The 16,833-nt window shown below is 46.3% G+C and carries 18 protein-coding genes; 12 read left to right on the forward strand and 6 right to left on the reverse strand.

The genetic code is table 11. The annotated features are described in order from the left end of the window. Positions 1-50: 50 nt before the first annotated feature. From QNI24_RS02775 to QNI24_RS02785, 3 genes are all read left to right on the forward strand, one after another. Positions 51-464, forward strand: coding sequence for a VOC family protein (locus tag QNI24_RS02775; protein ID WP_267174757.1), 414 nt, complete (start codon positions 51-53; stop codon positions 462-464). A 9-nt stretch (positions 465-473) separates the two neighbouring features. After that, on the forward strand, positions 474-899 hold the full coding sequence (locus tag QNI24_RS02780) for a VOC family protein (RefSeq protein ID WP_267174758.1): 426 nt from the start codon (positions 474-476) through the stop codon (positions 897-899). Positions 900-1,039: 140 nt separating this feature from the next. Next, positions 1,040-2,887: a tetratricopeptide repeat protein gene (locus tag QNI24_RS02785; protein ID WP_267174759.1), complete on the forward strand. Its 1,848-nt coding sequence runs from the start codon at positions 1,040-1,042 to the stop codon at positions 2,885-2,887. 8 nt (positions 2,888-2,895) lie between these two features. On the opposite strand, the gene QNI24_RS02790 is transcribed toward QNI24_RS02785, so the two are convergent. Beyond that, positions 2,896-3,441 (reverse strand): hypothetical protein, encoded by a 546-nt coding sequence (locus tag QNI24_RS02790; protein WP_283708482.1) that lies wholly within the window; start codon positions 3,439-3,441, stop codon positions 2,896-2,898. Between the two features lie 377 nt (positions 3,442-3,818). Here QNI24_RS02790 and QNI24_RS02795 point away from each other — a divergent pair, with 377 nt between their 5' ends. After that, entirely contained in the window at positions 3,819-4,367 is a 549-nt protein-coding gene (locus tag QNI24_RS02795) for a hypothetical protein (RefSeq protein ID WP_267174761.1), read from the forward strand. Between the two features lie 59 nt (positions 4,368-4,426). Further along, positions 4,427-5,245 (forward strand): RICIN domain-containing protein, encoded by an 819-nt coding sequence (locus QNI24_RS02800; RefSeq protein ID WP_267174762.1) that lies wholly within the window; start codon positions 4,427-4,429, stop codon positions 5,243-5,245. A 69-nt stretch (positions 5,246-5,314) separates the two neighbouring features. Here QNI24_RS02800 and QNI24_RS02805 read toward each other — a convergent pair whose 3' ends face one another. Next, entirely contained in the window at positions 5,315-6,952 is a 1,638-nt protein-coding gene (locus QNI24_RS02805; RefSeq protein ID WP_283708483.1) for a DUF885 domain-containing protein, read from the reverse strand. A gap of 144 nt (positions 6,953-7,096) precedes the next feature. Here QNI24_RS02805 and QNI24_RS02810 point away from each other — a divergent pair, with 144 nt between their 5' ends. Continuing rightward, positions 7,097-7,420: a hypothetical protein gene (locus QNI24_RS02810; RefSeq protein WP_267174764.1), complete on the forward strand. Its 324-nt coding sequence runs from the start codon at positions 7,097-7,099 to the stop codon at positions 7,418-7,420. A 35-nt stretch (positions 7,421-7,455) separates the two neighbouring features. Here the strand turns inward: QNI24_RS02810 and QNI24_RS02815 are convergent, their stop codons facing one another. After that, positions 7,456-8,004 carry an HNH endonuclease gene (locus tag QNI24_RS02815; RefSeq protein ID WP_267174765.1) on the reverse strand — a complete coding sequence of 183 codons (549 nt, stop codon included), beginning with the start codon at positions 8,002-8,004 and terminating at the stop codon, positions 7,456-7,458. Between the two features lie 368 nt (positions 8,005-8,372). Between QNI24_RS02815 and QNI24_RS02820 the strand changes: the two genes are divergently transcribed. Beyond that, entirely contained in the window at positions 8,373-8,720 is a 348-nt protein-coding gene (locus QNI24_RS02820; protein WP_267174766.1) for a hypothetical protein, read from the forward strand. 288 nt (positions 8,721-9,008) lie between these two features. Here QNI24_RS02820 and QNI24_RS02825 read toward each other — a convergent pair whose 3' ends face one another. The 3 genes from QNI24_RS02825 to hutI all read right to left on the reverse strand — a co-directional run bounded on the left by QNI24_RS02825 (position 9,009) and on the right by hutI (position 12,360). After that, positions 9,009-10,334, reverse strand: a complete 1,326-nt coding sequence (locus QNI24_RS02825; protein WP_267174767.1) for a NupC/NupG family nucleoside CNT transporter — start codon at positions 10,332-10,334, stop codon at positions 9,009-9,011. Between the two features lie 114 nt (positions 10,335-10,448). Continuing rightward, a complete protein-coding gene (locus tag QNI24_RS02830) occupies positions 10,449-11,156 on the reverse strand; it encodes a hypothetical protein (protein ID WP_267174768.1) in 708 nt (235 codons plus the stop codon). A gap of 4 nt (positions 11,157-11,160) precedes the next feature. Next, on the reverse strand, positions 11,161-12,360 hold the full coding sequence (hutI, locus tag QNI24_RS02835) for an imidazolonepropionase (RefSeq protein ID WP_267174769.1): 1,200 nt from the start codon (positions 12,358-12,360) through the stop codon (positions 11,161-11,163). 64 nt (positions 12,361-12,424) lie between these two features. On the opposite strand from hutI, the gene hutF reads away from it, so the two are divergent. The 5 genes from hutF (at position 12,425) to QNI24_RS02860 (ending at position 16,823) form a co-directional block, all read left to right on the forward strand. Further along, positions 12,425-13,672 (forward strand): formimidoylglutamate deiminase, encoded by a 1,248-nt coding sequence (hutF, locus tag QNI24_RS02840; protein ID WP_267174770.1) that lies wholly within the window; start codon positions 12,425-12,427, stop codon positions 13,670-13,672. 74 nt (positions 13,673-13,746) lie between these two features. Further along, positions 13,747-14,301, forward strand: a complete 555-nt coding sequence (locus tag QNI24_RS02845; RefSeq protein ID WP_267174771.1) for a shikimate kinase — start codon at positions 13,747-13,749, stop codon at positions 14,299-14,301. Beyond that, entirely contained in the window at positions 14,298-15,386 is a 1,089-nt protein-coding gene (gene aroB / locus QNI24_RS02850) for a 3-dehydroquinate synthase (protein ID WP_267174772.1), read from the forward strand. Before QNI24_RS02845 ends, aroB begins: the two co-directional genes overlap by 4 nt. Positions 15,387-15,451: 65 nt before the next feature. After that, a complete protein-coding gene (locus tag QNI24_RS02855) occupies positions 15,452-16,219 on the forward strand; it encodes an SPOR domain-containing protein (RefSeq protein ID WP_283708484.1) in 768 nt (255 codons plus the stop codon). Between the two features lie 58 nt (positions 16,220-16,277). Next, positions 16,278-16,823, forward strand: a complete 546-nt coding sequence (locus QNI24_RS02860; RefSeq protein WP_267174774.1) for an isochorismatase family protein — start codon at positions 16,278-16,280, stop codon at positions 16,821-16,823. Positions 16,824-16,833 lie beyond the last annotated feature (10 nt).

The raw sequence follows: 16,833 nt of genomic DNA on the forward strand, positions 1-16,833 counted from the left end.
TTTATTATCGGTGCATGAATTGAAATAAGCAATCACACAGGAGTAAAAATATGGTTCGTTTAGAGCACGTCAACTTGGTTGGCAAAAACATCGAAAAGTCATTGGCTTTTTATCAAGCGGCATTTCCTCATTGGAAAATCAGGGCAGAAGGCGGCGGCCAATGGTACGGTAAATCACGACGTTGGGTGCACTTTGGTGATGATTATCAGTACCTGGCAATCAGCGATTTTGGTGAGGGTGAAAACCGTGATTTGAGTGGTCACAGTGTGGGCTTGGCGCACATCGCTTTTGCGGTGGATAACTTAGAAGCTTTGATACATCGATTGGTTGCTGCGGGTTATGCTGTGCACAAACCTGGCGCTGATGCTGACTTTAGAAAAAACATTTACTTCCTTGATGCCGATGGATTTGAAGTTGAATTCACCGAGTACGCCTCTGATTTACCTGACCAACGCAACGCATAGGAGTACGCTATGGATTTGAACCAAATCACCTTACATTCAACCCATGTCAACCGCGCACTCAACTTTTATCAAAAACTGGGTTTAGTGCTGATTGTTGATGCCGCCCCTCGCTATGTGCGCTTGGCTTGTCCGGTGGGCACAAGTACCTTCTCAATCAGCCACTGTGATGAGGCTCCAAGCAGTTCAACCACGGTTTACTTTGAAGTCAATGATGTCGACAGAACATGTGCCACACTCAAGCACAAAGGCATCCAGTTCACCGCAGCAGCCACCGATCAAAAGTGGCTGTGGCGAGAAGCTGAATTGTATGATCCTGACGGGCACCGCTTAGTCATCTATACAGCCGGTAATAACCGTCAATTCCCACCTTGGCGGGTTAAGCAAAACAAATGGTTTGAGGGCTTGGCAACAAGTCGGGTGAATTGGATGAAATAGAGCAAGTTGTAGAGGCTACAGTTTGCTGAATTGAGAACCATTCGGCAGACTGAAAGACAGTTTGTGACTATAATCACTCATGGTGTTTACGAAGGCCCCAAACTTTGCTTATTGGGTCGATGGGTTATAAAGGTGGGGTGATGTCAGTCAACTTTAGTAAAATGAGGGTTTTGAATACAGGTAAGCGTATGGGTTGTTGGCTGTATGTGCTGCTATGGGCTGCGTTGTTTTTGAACACAAAAACTGTTGTGGCTAATATCCAGTTAAGTGCATTGGAGTCGTGTACCCACACCGTACGGTCTGAAGATTTTGAGTTGGCGGCAGTCATCTGTCAACAACAGCTCATTCAAGCCGAGCAAGCCAATGACCAACAATTGGCCCTGCACTTGATTATTGCTTTGGTGGATACCTACCGACAAGCCGAAAAAGGTGACTTGTATCAACAGTTTTTACTGCGTGCTGAGAGCCATCCTATGCTGCCTTTGGCACCTGAGTCACGCTATAAATTGTTACGCATGAAAGCCATTGAGCTACACCACCAGAAATCCTTTGTGGCATCAGAGCAGTTATTCACCGACGCACTGAGGTTAGCCATTGACATGAATGACAGCGGTAAAATTTCAGACAGCAACATTGATTTGGGCATATCGGCCTCGGCGCAAGAAAATTACAAAAAAGCCTTAAGCCATTACCGCACCAGTTTAGATTTGACCCGTGAACAAAATGATTGGTATGCCATCGGCTTGTCACTTAAAAGTGTGGCCAATGTTTATGTCAAGTTGGAGGAGTATGATGCTGCCATTCGCTTTTTGAATGAAGCGTTGGCTGCCTATCAAGCCTACACCCAAACAACGGATTTTGATCAGCGGGTGTTTAATCGCATGCACAGTGTATACGAAGGTTTGATGGAGGTTCATCGCATGGTGAATGATGAGACCACAGCGACTCATTACCAGAGCTTAATGGCGCAGAACGGAAAAAATACCGTCAATGACCATGACCGTGCCAATGCCTTGATCACTGAAGCCAAGCAACACAACGAGTTAGAGCGCCACGATTTGGCGGTGGAAAAGTTATTGGAGGCCAAACACCTGTATCATCACAGTGGCGTCGAACAGCCGCTGGAGATACTGCAATTGCTGGCAGAGTCGTATGCCCAATTGAAACAACAGCAACTGGCATTAAGTTATGCACATCAAGTTGAGCATAACCTAGAAAACACGCCAAATGGTTCGCTCATAATCAGTCAAAATCAACTGCTGTTGAGCCAGCTGTACACCGATGAAGATGTCACCAAAGCTTTGTACTACACCCAGCAATACAACCAATCCCGAGAAGCTTTTTTGCGCAACAAGTACAACAGCGACTTAAAAACCATCCAACATCAAATTGAGCTGGAGAAAAACCACAACAAATTGATGCGCAGTGAAGTGGAAAACCTGCAACAAAAAGCCCAAATCCAAACACTGAACAACCGCTATTTGTGGTCGCTTTTGGTGCTGCTGTTATTGGGTACTTGGGTGGTTTATCTGATGATTAAAAAACGCCGGCAACAGGCTGCATTGACTGCCACCATCAATTACCACAAAAACCAATTGGCGGTGTTGTCCTTGTCGAGTCAGCCAGCAGTCAGCGATGAGCACAGTGAATTGACCCAAGAACAAATCAATGAGGCATTGGTCAGGCTGATGATTGATGCCACCGAACTGTGGTTAAAAACCACTGGGGAAACGCTGTTGGAGTTAGCTGATCGAAGTAAAGTATGGACCATAACCAACGACAATGGCACCCTCAGGACCAGGTCATTGGATCGCTATCTGTCGATGCAGAAAATGCCAGCCAAGCCACGTTGGCGGAATGTGGTGAGGACCGGGCATTTTGTTCTGGCTGAGCCCGCTTTAAACGAAACAGAGCGGGCACAGTTGAATCAAAAACTGGAAGCTTTGATGCAGATGATCAAAGACTTTTATGGCACCTCAGTCAAATAAGCTAAAACCTATTCAACCGCCAATGCCACACAATCAAATTGAATGCCTTGGGCCAAGGCATAATGGTAGTGGTGTGATAAAGCTGGTGTGTTATCGAAACCGGCAAATGTGCCTGGGCCGGTGAATTGAGGCACCACTGAGGCGCCGTAGCTGGCACATATGTCATTGGCTAAATTCAAAGCCATTTTAAAATCATCAATGTGTACATGTGGGAACTCGTCCTTACAGCGGTCCTGCGCATCATTATCAGGCCGACCACTGAGTTCACAAACCTGGCGGTGTGCTGGTAAGTTTTGTTTGTTGTAAGGTGGGTGATTGATGAACTTATATTGTCTCTGATCCTCGCCGCGTGGCACTGCCAACAAGCGGTATTCAGGTAAAAAATACCCATTCCAAATTTCAGTCCCTGATAAATCATAACTGGCCACCCATGTGGCGCCTGAGGTGTTGGCCAAATCATGAGCCATTACCGAACTCATCGGTAATGAAAAAGCCAAGGTTAAAGCCAATAAAGTCGGTTTGATAATCGGTGTAAAAAGCGCTTTGGTTTGCATGTTGTTTCTCGGAATTATGAATTGTTTTAATTCTAAGTGTTGGTGTTGCTTGGTGGTGGTCATTGGCCACAAAATTTTGGAACAAATTGGAAAAATGTGACGTAAGTCATTGTTCTGTAATGAATACTTAAAAGGTCATAAAAAGTGCTCTTGGCATTGTAGCAAAGGGTGTTGTGACTGGCAGTTTTATCTTTGGAACAAATTGGAACAAATAGAAATGAACCATTTTGTGCCGGTAATTGACTGGGTTTTTACTGTCTCGTGGCACAAACTGGGTCGGGTCAACTGCTGTGTCTCATTGGGACGCTGCGGTGCGAAAAATGGGGGTACTTGCCCTGAAATGTATTGCTTTAAACAATTTTCGAGAGGAGATAAACATGAAAAAATTCAACTTAAAAAAATCCATCACCGCTGCACTGGTGATCACCGGCTTATCAGCATCGTTGGCGCACGCAGTGCCATGGTGTCATCAAGGTACCATTGTACAAATCGCTGATGTCAATTGGGGCGAATCAAGCATCATCGCCAATTACCCCGGCAGCATACCAGCTGACATCCCACCATGGGTCACAGGTAATGTAGACATGCACATCACATTCATGGCTACCCATACGTATGCCAGTGGTTTCGCCGGCGGCGGCGGTGGTTTTGGTGGCTACAGTGTGCCGGGCTCTGGTCAGGTCAAAGTATACGCCTATGCGCCTTATAACTACATCACCGCTCCCAGTCTTTACAGCACCGCACAGGGGGTGCAATTCAAACTGAAAAAATGCTACACCATTCCACCCATGGTGGCAGTTAAAGAATTACGTGAGTTAGAACTCCCATGGAGTCCAGGCGGACAAGACAATCCAGTATCTGTCAGACCACTTGAGCGCTTGCAAGAGTTGGATGCTTACTGGGAAAAAACCAGTCCTCGCCGTTAATTCATCATTAAAACCAACTCGCCCAAAGTCAGGCTTTGGGCGATTTTCAGGAGCAAAAAATGAAACACAAAACAATCATGTTGTGGCTGACTGGTCTGCTGTTGTGTTGGCACTTTTCTGCCAACGCCAGTGTGCTGGCTACAGTACAAACCAATGACAACGTTAAAGTCACCTGGGATGCACAATGCATCATTGAATGGGCCGGCGGTAAAGACAGTTGGGATGGTCACTTTTATAAAGTCAAATACCGCCGTGTGGGTGATTTATTTTGGAGCGATCCGAAATATACCAGCGGCACCAATTACACCTATGCAAGCAGCGAATTTGAGGTTGGGGAAACTTACAAAGTTAGGGTCAGGTATTATGGCAAACGACCAGGTTGTCGGGGTATGGTCAGATCGCGTTTGTTGGGTGATGATGAGTTCACCTACCAACCCAAAGGTGTGTTGAACCCGCCGCAGGGTGACTTGAGTGAATACGTGCGCATCAAGAGCGTTTCTTTTGGTCGCTGTATGTATCCCTATACTGCGTCTGGTTTGGCTGGTTTGCGCATGCACAACTGGGTGTGCTGGAATGACCCCTATATGGCATTTACAGTGATTGCTACCGCAGCTCCCGATGAGGTGCGCTTACAATCTGCCACCACCGGCTTGTGTATCAAACCAATGAACAGTGTTAATTACCACCCAGTGACCATGGGCAGTTGCGCTGCCAGTGACACCTTGTTTGATATTCAGGACATGGGCGGTGATCAATTCAGACTGCGCAATGTATCCAATAACATGTGTTTGTATGGCAGTCCAGATGACGGTGGCTTCATCCGCCAGTTTGGTTGTTGGAATAACCCGGACATGTTGTTCGAGTTTGAGGAGTATTGATACACTGCTTACTGATTGCGCCGCTGTTTGCTTTAAACAGCGGCGCTTTTGTGTTTGGGCTGGGTGGTCTTATTTTCTGGCTTCAGCCTCAACTTGATCCAAAAAGGCTGGTTTGATACCGGTCATTTCCCAAGTACCCATGGCAATTGGAACACTGCCGATGCGGTTCAGTTCATCGAAGAAATTTTTGAGTTTGAAGGCTTTGCCTTGTTCTTCATCGATTCTGGCTTTCTCAGCCATGGCATGATCGAGTAGAGCCTTGCCAGTGACATAACTGGTGCCGTATCCTGGTTGGCGCAAATACAAATGCTGTTCAAAGATCAGCAGTTCTTTTTCAGTTTTCATCCAACCTCTTGGGGTGTAGTTCATATGAATTTCACCGGCTTTTTCCATGGTCATCTGATTGGCGTGGGCATATAAAGACCCCAAGCCTCTGGCCGCCCTTTGGGCCAACATAATGTAAACAATTTCACGACTGCGGGGGTTGTTGTCATACAAACCTGCATGCATGAAAATTTCTTCAACTGCAGTGGCCGTACCTTCGTTGCGGCTGTCAAAGATGTTATAGAGTAAAGCACCTGTTCTTACCGCTCTGGGGTTGGGGTCGTTTTCCATGATGGCCAACTCAAACCAGTGGTAAAAGTGTGAATACAGTGGCGTGGGGTCAAAGTGGGATCCGATGTAGAAAAAATTACGGGTTGCTTCAGGCACAAAGCTGCCCAGTCTGGCATACAAGGCCGGTTTGAAATAATCAGCCACTGTGACGATTTCTTTTTCATCCAACCATTGCAGGAAATAAGCCGCTGATCGGTTGGCCAAGGCATCATATTCTTCGGCATTTTTGGCGGCCACCTGTTGCGGTAAATCGCGGTTGCGGTGCTCCTCAAGTTTCAGTGAGGACCAAGCCCGATCGAGTTCTCTTTGTAACAGGCGAACTTCATCTTCCCAGGTCATCGGCAGCAAGTGGACGTGTTGTTGGTACCAAGTATATTGTTCAGCGCCCAAGCCGGATGGGCCAGTTTTCGAGGTACTTTGTTGTTCCAGCCACTGGGCAAATTCAGCCGTTGATTCGGTGGCTTGCTGGAGGGTATCGAGCAGTTTTTTATTACCCGTGTCTTTGAGTTTGGGAGCCAGCTCGAGCAGTACTTGGTGTTGGGCTTTGATGTCTCGTATGCCTGCCACCCACAGCTCTTTGGCATTACCGGTTAAGTTGATCTTGCCTTGGGCATGAAAGGGCTTGATGCGACTTAAATCTTGAGTCAGACGCTGTTGTTCAGCATCACTGAGGGGGAATTCATAGGTCCATAACTCGGTCACATAATGCGGCGTGGGTCCTTCGTGTGCCGGTACATCACTTTTATAGGTCCATACTTGACTGTAGAAAGCTGGGTCGCGTTGCCAAGGCCTGAGGATGCGCTCATTGAAGTCGTAACCATTGAGCTCTGCCAGAAAAACAAACCAATCAACCTGCTGTGGAGTGGACCAGTCAGACTTGTCAAAGCTGAGTAATTGGGCTTTGAACTCAGCCCATTGTGGTCGCCGCTTGGCAAATGTTTCTTGGCGGTAATCGGGTGCCGAATTATGTAATGGTGCCAGTTCAAAAGCACGCCATTGGCTGAACAGTTTTTCAAGATCAGCAAAATTGCTGTTGGCATGACAGTTAAGCGCAAAACTGAACAACATCAAGAATAAGGATTTTTTTAGCATCATCAGGCCTGGTTTTTAAGTTACATTAATATAGCAGAGGGAACCTTGTTATGGGCGCTTTATTGTTTTGAAGTTGATTCAAAGCTTGGGATAAACTTATTTCATAAGACCTGCTAGAATACTGTTTTTGTTTATGGAAGCGTCATGAAAAATATCATTTTTATCTGTATGGGCCTTATTCTTTTAACGGCTTGTGGCAGTGAACAAGCTGCGGTTACAGAGGCACAAGAGGTCACAGAACTAACTACTGGTAATAAATTCAAAGATGCTGCAATCAAGAAAGTAATGGTTTATAACGCTGGCATGAACCGCGACCAAGCGATGTGTGTGGTTGATGAATTAACGGCGGATGGCGTTTATGGGTTGGGTGAAATCAACCAACTGAAGTTAGAGCCGGGCCAAGCACAAGAAAACAGCCAAAAGCTCTATCAAGCCTATACTGATGCAGTGGCCAGCTGTCAGCAATAACATTTTGCTGAATTGGTAGTTGACTCAGCCCTATTTCATTGGCCCATCATTTTTCTGAATGGCGACTTCTTGGGGAAGTGGTTCATCAAGAAATTCATTTGATCGGCAATGATGTTTTTGTTTTGCAAGAAAATGTATTCGGCATAATTTGGTGCAAAAGGTATCGCCAGTAAGCGCATGTTGGCCTGCAATGGCGTGCGGTCTGCTTTGTGGTTGTTACAGCGTTTACATGCGGTGACCACATTGGTCCATAAATCTTTACCGCCTTGTGATACCGGTGTTACATGATCACGTGATAACTGGTGGCGGTGAAACACCTGGCCACAGTACATACACAAGTTCTGATCGCGTTTAAACAAGGTTTGGTTGTTCAATGGTGGAATGTATTGAGCCAGTTGTTTGTGGATGTGGTTGTTATAGCCTTTGGTGCCAATGATGGCAGGAATGTCAAAGTAGCTTTGATCGCCTGATAAGGCATTGATACCGCCGTGGAGGCGGGTGATGGTGGCGCCGAACTGGTATTGAACCATGTCCAGGGCCATGAGTTTAGCGACTTGTTCGCTGTTCAGCCACTCCAGTGGCATGCCCGATGCATCAGTTCTGAGGGTTTGATGCGACCCAAGGTGGTTATGAATAACTAAATTCTCCTCAAGTGGTTTATATAATTACAAACCACCTCAGCATAAATTGCAAGCATTTATGAAAGCTGTCATCTAAATATCATAACCATTTCACAGAATTTTAATAAAGTGCGCTGTTTTTTTAGAGTGCAGAGGGGGTAGATTACATTTATATTAAATTGATTGCCTATAGCGATAAATTAATGCACTAAGGCACTCCTATTGTCTCATCTCCTGTTAACGATGCTGGGAGTAAATTCTTAAAAAGTGTAGAAAGTGATGACTGACAATGAACTCGTTGAATTGAGCGTGCACGAATTCAAGCCAATACCTTGATAGATGGCATTGATGCAATAATAATAAACTTTAAGCTTCTCATGAGAATAGAAATGTGGTCGGAAATTAAAGGTGAAAATAGGATTGGTAGCGAAGGTGGAGAAATTATCAACGATTATGAACACTCTCTAGGGGCTAGGGTCACATTAGAGAAAAATGGTGATGTTGCACCATTCTCAATCACCGTTGGGGTCTATGGCTCTTTTTTTCATACCGTTTATATGGGTAGTCTTTGCGAAGGTGTTGCCATATTTAAAAGTATGAAATCTGATATAGGTGAGTACTTAAATAACCCACAAAAAGCAGAAAGTAGTTGGGTAGAAAATTTTGTAAATCGGTACTAAAAAACAAGTCATGTAGGAAGGGCTTCGCCCATCACATTACTGCCTGTAAGGCTTAGAGTGATTAAATTGGACAACATTTTTTGAAAATTGAAAATTCCTCCTCAATTTAAAGTTCATCATGATGGGCGGAGCCCATCTTACTTTTGAATTATATTTATAACTCATACCCTTGAACTATCCGGTCATGCCCGATAATGACGTGAGACAGTGGGCTTTGCACTTAAGTCTCAATCGGACCCTCGGGACGAGCCCGAGGATGACGCATTCAGCTGATAAACCATATTGAACTTAACCCACCAACATCCCAGCCATGGTCGCTGAAAACAGGGAGGCGAGGGTGCCGCCGAGCAGGGCTTTCATGCCGAACTCTGACAAGGTTTTTCGTTGCCCAGGGGCGAGTGAGCCGATGCCGCCGACTTGGATGCCGATGGAGGCGAAGTTAGCAAAACCACACAGCATATAAGTGGCCATCAAGATGGATTTGTCATACATCAGGTGCACGTCTTGGGCGGTGTTTTTCATGTTGGCGAGGTTTTCATAACCAACAAACTCAGAGGCTATGATCTTCACGCCTAACAGCTGACCCAATAAAGTGATGTCTTCAGTCGCCACGCCTATCAACCACATCAACGGTGCAAACAAATAACCCAGTAAAAACTCCAAAGACAGGCCATCATAATCAGTGCTGGCAGCAATGATTTCATTCAAGCCAACCCAGCCACCGATGGCGCCGAGGAAATAATTAATCATCGCCAAGAATGCGAAAAACACCAGTAACATCGCACCCACATTCAAAGCCAATTTCAAACCTTCGGTGGTGCCGTTGGTCAAGGCATCCAGTACGTTGGAGCCCACTTCATCGTGACTGATTTCAATGTTTGAGTTGATCTCTTCGGTTTGTGGCATCAAGATTTTGGCCACCACGATGGCGCCAGGTGCGGCCATCACTGAAGCTGCCAGCAAGTGCTTGGCGTAGAACTGTCGCATCACTTCATCCTCGCCACCGAGGAAACCGACATATGCCGCCAGTACACCACCGGCTACGGTGGCCATACCCCCAATCATCACCAGCAGTATTTCAGATTTATTCATGGCCTCTAAGTATTTCTTGATCATAAGCGGTGCTTCGGTTTGGCCCAAGAAAATGTTACCGGCCACAGATAAACTTTCAGCGCCTGAAATTTTTAAGGCCTTGGTCAATAACCATGCCAGGCCTTTGACAATTTTTTGAATGATTCCAAGGTAAAACAATACCGAGGTTAATGCAGAGAAAAACACGATGGTGGGCAGAATCATCACCGCAAAAGTTATCAATGGTGACTCGATTTCACCTTTACCAAAGGAGCGGAACAGGAAGTTGGTGCCCTCTTTGGTGAAGTCCATGATCAAAATAAAGAATTTACCGACCGCATCAAAAATGGCACCTACAAAGGGTACGTACAACACACCGATGGCCAGAATCAACTGCATGCCCAAGCCAATGCCAACTACTTTCCAACTGACCGCTTTGCGGTTGTTACTGAAAGCATAAGCAATCGCCACCAAGGTAATCATACCAATGGCACCGCGCATCAAAGACTCGAGAGAAAAACCCGCTGAAGGAATGATTTCCATGAATGACCCTTTTTTTATTGTTTGGAAGCGCTGATTATAGCGGATTGTATTGGGCTGTTCATTTAATTTTATTATACACAGCGTGCGGTGCAATCAGGGGGTGGCTATCAAAACTCACTTTTTACTTGTTTGGGACAACTTCATCAAAGCCATCATTGTCTGCTTTTTCACTTGGTTGTGGTTTGGATAGGTATTAACAAATGCGTCCAACTGTTGACGAATTTGTTGACCGGTGAGGTTGATGGTAAGGGTTCCGGGACGACCGTCTTCGACCGGTATAACTGTTAAGTTATTGGGGATGTATCCAGCGATGCGGCTGCCCGTGAAGCGCAGATTCTGTCGCCAATCTTGGCGATACTGCAAAGCTGCGGCTGCACCATAAGTGTGATGCAGTAGTGTTGTTTTTTGCTCTGCTGCTGCCAGCTCCTCGCTGCTCAGCTTTTGTTTCAGCGAATCAATGATGCGATGACATGTGGCTGGGTCATAGCCGGTGTTCTCTTGTTGCAATAACAGCAACCAAGCCAGCGCATCAAGCCATTGATCGTGCTCTTTAGTTTGGTCTTCTAGCAGGTGCTGGGCTACGGATGCTTTGGCCTGATTGCTGCCAAAGCGAGCGGCTTGCAGCAGGTAACCAAGTGCCTCATCTGGGCGATTGTCTTGGTGTGCATGCCTGGCTTTATTCAGCAGTTCGGCATCAGGCAGGCGCAGTTGGCCGGTGCGATCAAATGAGACGGATGATTCAGCGAGGGTTGTTATGGCTACAAACAAAAGTAAAAGGAGTGTTGTTGTTTTCTTAATCATACTGAAAGTCGTTGTTTTCATGCTATCAAGGGTAATGTTGTGCTTGCCGCTGACCTTGCCAGTAAACTAAATCAGCCACTTCAGTGGTGTTCCACAACACCAGTTCGGCATCTTTGCCTACTTCAATACTGCCCTTGTTGTGATCAAGCCCCAAGGCTTTGGCGGCGTTGATGGTGACGGCTAAAATGGCTTCCTCCACGGTTAAACCGAATTGGGTACAAGCCATGTGGAGGCACTGTAAAAGGTTGGTGGTAGGCGCTGTGCCGGGGTTGCAATCGGTAGCAATGGCCATTCCAACACCGTGTTTCCTGAAGGCTGCAATCGGCGGTAATTGAGTTTCGCTTAAGGCATAAAAAGCATAAGGCAATAGGGTGGCAACGGTGTCAGATGTAGCCATTTTTTTGATGCTGTCGATGGAGGTGTATTCGACGTGATCGGCTGATAAACCGCCGTACTCAGCAACCATGCCTGCCCCGCCTAAATCAGAAAGTTGGTCGGCATGTAGTTTTACCGGTAAGCCCCAACGTGCCGCGGCATCAAAAACCAAGCGGGTTTCCTCCGGTGAAAAACCGATGCCCTCACAAAAGGCATCAACGGCATCTGCCAACTGTTCTTTGGCAACGTATGGAATCAGTTCTTGGCAAATCATTTTAAGATAAGCTGCGCGGTCATCTTGGTATTCAGTAGGTACAGCATGTGCGGCCAATAAGGTGGTTTGGACCGTCATTTGCATTTTCTCAGCGGCCCTCTTGGCGGCTTGTAGCATTTTGATCTCGTTGTCAAAATCCAAACCATAGCCTGATTTAATTTCAACAGTCATCACACCTTGTGACTTCAGGTGAGCCAAGCGCTCACAAGCCGATGACACCAAAGCATCCATGCTGGCTTTTCGCGTTGCCTTAACGGTAGATAAAATGCCACCACCAGAGCGGGCAATTTCTTCGTAGCTGACACCGGCCAAGCGCTGTGCAAATTCACCTGCTCTGGAGCCAGCAAAGACCAAATGGGTGTGACAGTCAATCAAAGCCGGTGTCAATACCTGGCCTTTGGCATCAATGCATTGGGCTGCGGTAAAATCATCGCTGCTGCCAGCAGCTTCAACGGCGATGATTTTTCCACCAGCACAGGCCACCACGCCGTTTTCGAGCAGGCCATAGGGTTGGCCATTTTCTGCACAAGTAATCACTTGGGCGTTATGAATCAGCAAATCACAGTTTTTTTTCATTGTGTTGGTGCCTGCTTTGTCCTACAGTTTTATGATTAAATCATTATCTGAAATTTAAACAGCAATGAACAGTTATTTTTTACAAAGCGCTCTGCTATCAGATGGTTGGCATCGCCATGTTCGGGTGACCGTAAAGGACAGTATTTTTGAGCGGATTGAACTGAATGCAAAACCGCAAGACAACGATCAATCCATGACACATGTGATTCCTGCCATGCCCAACGCCCATTCGCATGTGTTCCAGCGAGCCATGGCTGGTTTGTCAGAGTTCAGGAGCAGTGAGGGCGATGATTTTTGGTCGTGGCGCGATTTGATGTATCGGTTGGCAAACCGCTTAGATACCAGTACCTTATACGCTGTGGCCAAAGCCTGTTACACCGAAATGCGTCAGGCGGGTTACGCCTCAGTCTGTGAATTTCACTACGTCCATCGATCGCGTGAGGATGCACAAGATTTCTTGACCCACTCAAAAACATTGCTCAAAGCGGCCGATGAGGTGGGGTTACCCATCACCTTTTTACCGGTTTTATATGCCTATGCTGGCGCTGGGGAAAGGCCGTTATCGGCTGAACAGAAGCGTTTTGAGTTATCCACCAAAGAATACATCAACCTGTTTAAACAACTGCAGAAAGAATTGCAGCCACAGCAACAGCTAGGTATTTGTTTTCATTCTTTGCGGGCAGTCAATCAACAACAAATGCAGCAGGTGCTGAAGGCTTTGCCAAACGATGCACCGGTTCACATCCACATTGCAGAACAACAAGCAGAAGTTGAACAAACCTTAAAACACTTGGGCCAACGCCCGGTGGCCTGGTTGTTTGAGCATTTTAAAGTAGATAAACGGTGGGCGCTGGTGCACGCCACTCATTTGGATGAACAAGAGGTGTCCATGCTGGCAAAATCTGGTGCTGTTGCGGTGCTGTGTCCGTTGACCGAAGCCAATTTGGGTGATGGCATTTTTCCGATGCCAGCCTACCAAGCGGCTGAGGGGCGATGGGCCATAGGCTCAGATTCACACATTGAAATAAAGCCGCAGCAAGAATTTAAAATGTTGGAATACTCACAACGGTTGAAATACCAGCAGCGTAATGTGTGTTGTGATGAAAAACAACCTCACGTGGGCACCTGGATGTGGTTACAAGCGCTCAGTGCCGGCAGCCAAGCCAGCGGTGGCATCGGTCATGGCATCACAAAAGGCAGCCGTGCTGCGGTGATTGAATTGTTCCCTGAAGACCCAGAGAAGCAAGCTGAATTGGCGTTGGATGATTGGGTTTTTTCTGATCGCACCCAATCAATCGCTCACTTGTTGTAAGAATAAGTTCTGTGGACAACTGCGGTGATAATCTCACCTGCTGGGCCAAAACATCGTGATAGAATGACCGCCATATGACCAACATCAACCACATTCCTAACAGCATCGTTTTGGTCGGCCCCATGGGCGCCGGCAAGACCACAGTGGGCAAACAGATTGCCCAAAAGCTGGGTAAGCGTTTTGTTGATGTCGACCAAGAGTTGGAAAAACGCACGGGTGTTTCAATCAATTTGATTTTTGAAATTGAAAAAGAGGCTGGTTTCAGGGCCAGAGAAACAGCCATGTTGGCAGAGCTGATGGCACTTGATAATGCCGTGATTGCAACCGGTGGTGGCATCATTGTGACGCCGGAGAACCGAGATATTCTGAAAGCCACAGATAATTTAGTGGTCTATTTGAAAACCGAAGTCAAGCACCAGCTCAAACGACTCAAACGTGACAAACAAAGGCCTTTGTTGCAGGGTAAAGGCAGACGTGAGAAATTGTTGAATTTGGCTCGCGTCAGGAATCCATTGTATGACGAAGTCTCTGATTTGGCATTTGCCAGTGGTCGTACCAGTTCTTACGGCATGGCGAATAAAATAGTCGCTTATTTACGAGAAAAAACCCAAAGTAAACAACAGTCATGAATAACCCACAAACACTCAAAATAACTTTAAATGACAACAGTTACCCCATCATCATTGATGCCAACCGCTTCAATTTGGAGGCATTGACTAATGTTGTGTCCAAGCGAAAAATCATGCTGGTCAGCAACACCACTGTCGCACCCTTGTACTTGAAACAGGTTGTTGCGTTGTTTCCTGAGAACAAGGTATTTTCCTGTGTGCTTGAGGATGGTGAAGTGCATAAAAATATCAACAGTTGGCAACACATTTTAGATCAATTGGCCGCCCATCAGTTCAATCGCTCTGATTTACTGGTCTCATTGGGAGGTGGGGTGATTTGTGACATGACCGGCTTTGCTGCTGCCAGTTGGATGCGCGGTATAGATTTTATTCAAATGCCAACCACCTTGTTGTCGCAAATTGATGCGTCAGTGGGCGGCAAAACAGGTATCAATCACCCCCAAGGGAAAAACCTCATCGGCGCCTTTCATCAGCCCAAAGCAGTGATTATCAATGTCGATACCTTGAACACGCTGCCAGCCAGAGAATTCAATGCAGGCATCGGTGAGGCGATAAAGTATGGTGGCATCAATCAGCCTGATTTCTTTGGCTGGCTGAGCGAGCATGTTGAATCCATCAAACAACGTGACCCATTGATCTTGCAGGAGCTGATTGCACAATGTTGTCAATTCAAAGCAGACATTGTTGAGCAGGATGAGAAAGAACAGGGAGTGCGGGCTTTATTGAATCTGGGGCATACTTTTGGGCATGCCATCGAGACCATCACTGATTATCAATATTTGCATGGTGAGGCTGTGGGATTGGGCATGGTCATGGCAGCTGAATTATCACAACAGTTAGGACACTGTGATTCAGATATACGAAAAATGCTGGAAAACTTGTTGCAAGCCTTTGATTTGCCAATTAAGCTGGATGCTGATGTCACAAGTGATGGTATGTTGCAGCTGATGAAGGCAGATAAAAAAGTAATCAATAATCAGCATCGCTTGATATTAATGAAAGGTTTAGGCGCTGCATTTATTGCGGAAGACATCAAAGATTCCGAAATAACAGCTGCGCTAAAATGTTGTTTAACCCACACCTGAAAACCGAGATGATTCTAAAGCAGCCCAGACTTCAAGTTTCAACACAACATTTCAATGCACTTGTCATGCTGTTCAGTTTAATGCTCACATCGATGGCATGGGCACAAGAAGAAGAGGAGACGCCACCGCCAGAAAATAAAATTGTTTGTATCGCAGCCAAAAAACAATGGGTATGTGCGCCTGCTGATGAGCAAGAAAAGGCGCAAGAAAAAGCCATGCAGCTGGTTAATAAACAACCACCAGATGTGACAGAAAACGATGATACCGCAGTTGTGACTCAGCCCGCAGCATTTAACAACAATCCCACGCCTGGTGCAGCGCAGCCTGTGACGCCAGTGGTTGACAACCAAGTCAACATCAATGAACAAATCAAAGATTTTATCCCAAGGGCAGAAGCTAACGAACCCAATAGCGATGTGACGGTTGAAACCGCCACTGTCAGTGAAACTGTTGTCGAACAACAGCCAGAACCAACAATCGCAGCTGTTGAACAACAAACAAAACCCATTGCAAGCCCAGCAGCGACAGCCGTTGCTGGCAATAAAAACAATTTCAATGACTGGCAACTTAACCATGCTGAGCAATGGTCTTTCCAAGTGATCGGCACCTCAAACCGGCACCAATTGGATGCATTCATCAGCGACAATGGCCTACAAAATTCACCACATGTAATCGTCAAAACCTCAGCCAATGGCGCTGATTGGTGGGTGGTTTTGGCTGGTTTGTATGACAGTCGCGATGCAGCGCTCGCACAGCGCCAAAGCCTGCCCAGTCAATTAGCCAGTCAGGCTTGGGTGCGACAAATAAAAAGCATCGATGGCAAAGCTGATTAAGTGATGTTTTTTTTGGTAATGTCCTCAACTGCTGTATCTAACGACTGAGTAAATAACCATGAACAGATTTGAAATTGAAAAATGTGCTTTATTGGTGATAGATGTGCAAGGCCGTTTGGCTGAACTGATGCATCAGAAAGAGGATTTATTTGACCACCTCAAAATCATGCTCAAAGCCGCCGCCTTACTCGAGATTCCGATTCATTGGTTTGAACAATACCCCAAAGGCTTGGGCGGCACCAAAGACAGCATCAAAGCACTTTTAGGTGATGCCGAGTACTTTGAAAAAATGACTTTCAGTGGCTGTGGCGCTGATGGTTATCTGGATGCGTTAAAAGCCAGTGGCAAAACCCAATGCATCATTACTGGCATAGAAACACATGTGTGTGTTTACCAAACCACCTTGGATTTATTGGCCAATAACTACCAAGTGAAGCTCAACCAACAAGCCGTTTCATCCAGACTGGCCAGTAACAAAGCTTTGGGCCTGAGCAACATGCAACAAGCTGGCGCTGAGATTGCCAGCACAGAAATGATTTTATTTGAACTGATGCACAGCGCCGAGCACCCCCAGTTCAAAGCCATATCAAAACTGCTTAAATGAGGTAATTTTG

The organism is Marinicella marina (assembly GCF_030065545.1).
Lineage (GTDB): Bacteria > Pseudomonadota > Gammaproteobacteria > Xanthomonadales > Marinicellaceae > Marinicella > Marinicella marina.

Excerpts from the sequence above, each read along its gene's own strand:
- QNI24_RS02815 (WP_267174765.1), bottom strand. The coding sequence starts at position 8,004 with ATGCCACTGGAGTGGCTGAACAGCGAACAAGTCGCTAAACTCATGGCC.
- QNI24_RS02855 (WP_283708484.1), top strand. The coding sequence starts at position 15,452 with ATGCTGTTCAGTTTAATGCTCACATCGATGGCATGGGCACAAGAAGAA.
- aroB (WP_267174772.1), top strand. The coding sequence starts at position 14,298 with ATGAATAACCCACAAACACTCAAAATAACTTTAAATGACAACAGTTAC.
- QNI24_RS02775 (WP_267174757.1), top strand. The coding sequence starts at position 51 with ATGGTTCGTTTAGAGCACGTCAACTTGGTTGGCAAAAACATCGAAAAG.
- QNI24_RS02860 (WP_267174774.1), top strand. The coding sequence starts at position 16,278 with ATGAACAGATTTGAAATTGAAAAATGTGCTTTATTGGTGATAGATGTG.
- QNI24_RS02800 (WP_267174762.1), top strand. The coding sequence starts at position 4,427 with ATGAAACACAAAACAATCATGTTGTGGCTGACTGGTCTGCTGTTGTGT.
- QNI24_RS02825 (WP_267174767.1), bottom strand. The coding sequence starts at position 10,334 with ATGGAAATCATTCCTTCAGCGGGTTTTTCTCTCGAGTCTTTGATGCGC.
- QNI24_RS02780 (WP_267174758.1), top strand. The coding sequence starts at position 474 with ATGGATTTGAACCAAATCACCTTACATTCAACCCATGTCAACCGCGCA.
- QNI24_RS02785 (WP_267174759.1), top strand. The coding sequence starts at position 1,040 with ATGTCAGTCAACTTTAGTAAAATGAGGGTTTTGAATACAGGTAAGCGT.
- hutI (WP_267174769.1), bottom strand. The coding sequence starts at position 12,360 with ATGAAAAAAAACTGTGATTTGCTGATTCATAACGCCCAAGTGATTACT.
- QNI24_RS02845 (WP_267174771.1), top strand. The coding sequence starts at position 13,747 with ATGACCAACATCAACCACATTCCTAACAGCATCGTTTTGGTCGGCCCC.
- QNI24_RS02830 (WP_267174768.1), bottom strand. The coding sequence starts at position 11,156 with ATGAAAACAACGACTTTCAGTATGATTAAGAAAACAACAACACTCCTT.
- QNI24_RS02805 (WP_283708483.1), bottom strand. The coding sequence starts at position 6,952 with ATGCTAAAAAAATCCTTATTCTTGATGTTGTTCAGTTTTGCGCTTAAC.
- QNI24_RS02790 (WP_283708482.1), bottom strand. The coding sequence starts at position 3,441 with ATGCAAACCAAAGCGCTTTTTACACCGATTATCAAACCGACTTTATTG.
- QNI24_RS02810 (WP_267174764.1), top strand. The coding sequence starts at position 7,097 with ATGAAAAATATCATTTTTATCTGTATGGGCCTTATTCTTTTAACGGCT.
- QNI24_RS02795 (WP_267174761.1), top strand. The coding sequence starts at position 3,819 with ATGAAAAAATTCAACTTAAAAAAATCCATCACCGCTGCACTGGTGATC.
- hutF (WP_267174770.1), top strand. The coding sequence starts at position 12,425 with ATGAACAGTTATTTTTTACAAAGCGCTCTGCTATCAGATGGTTGGCAT.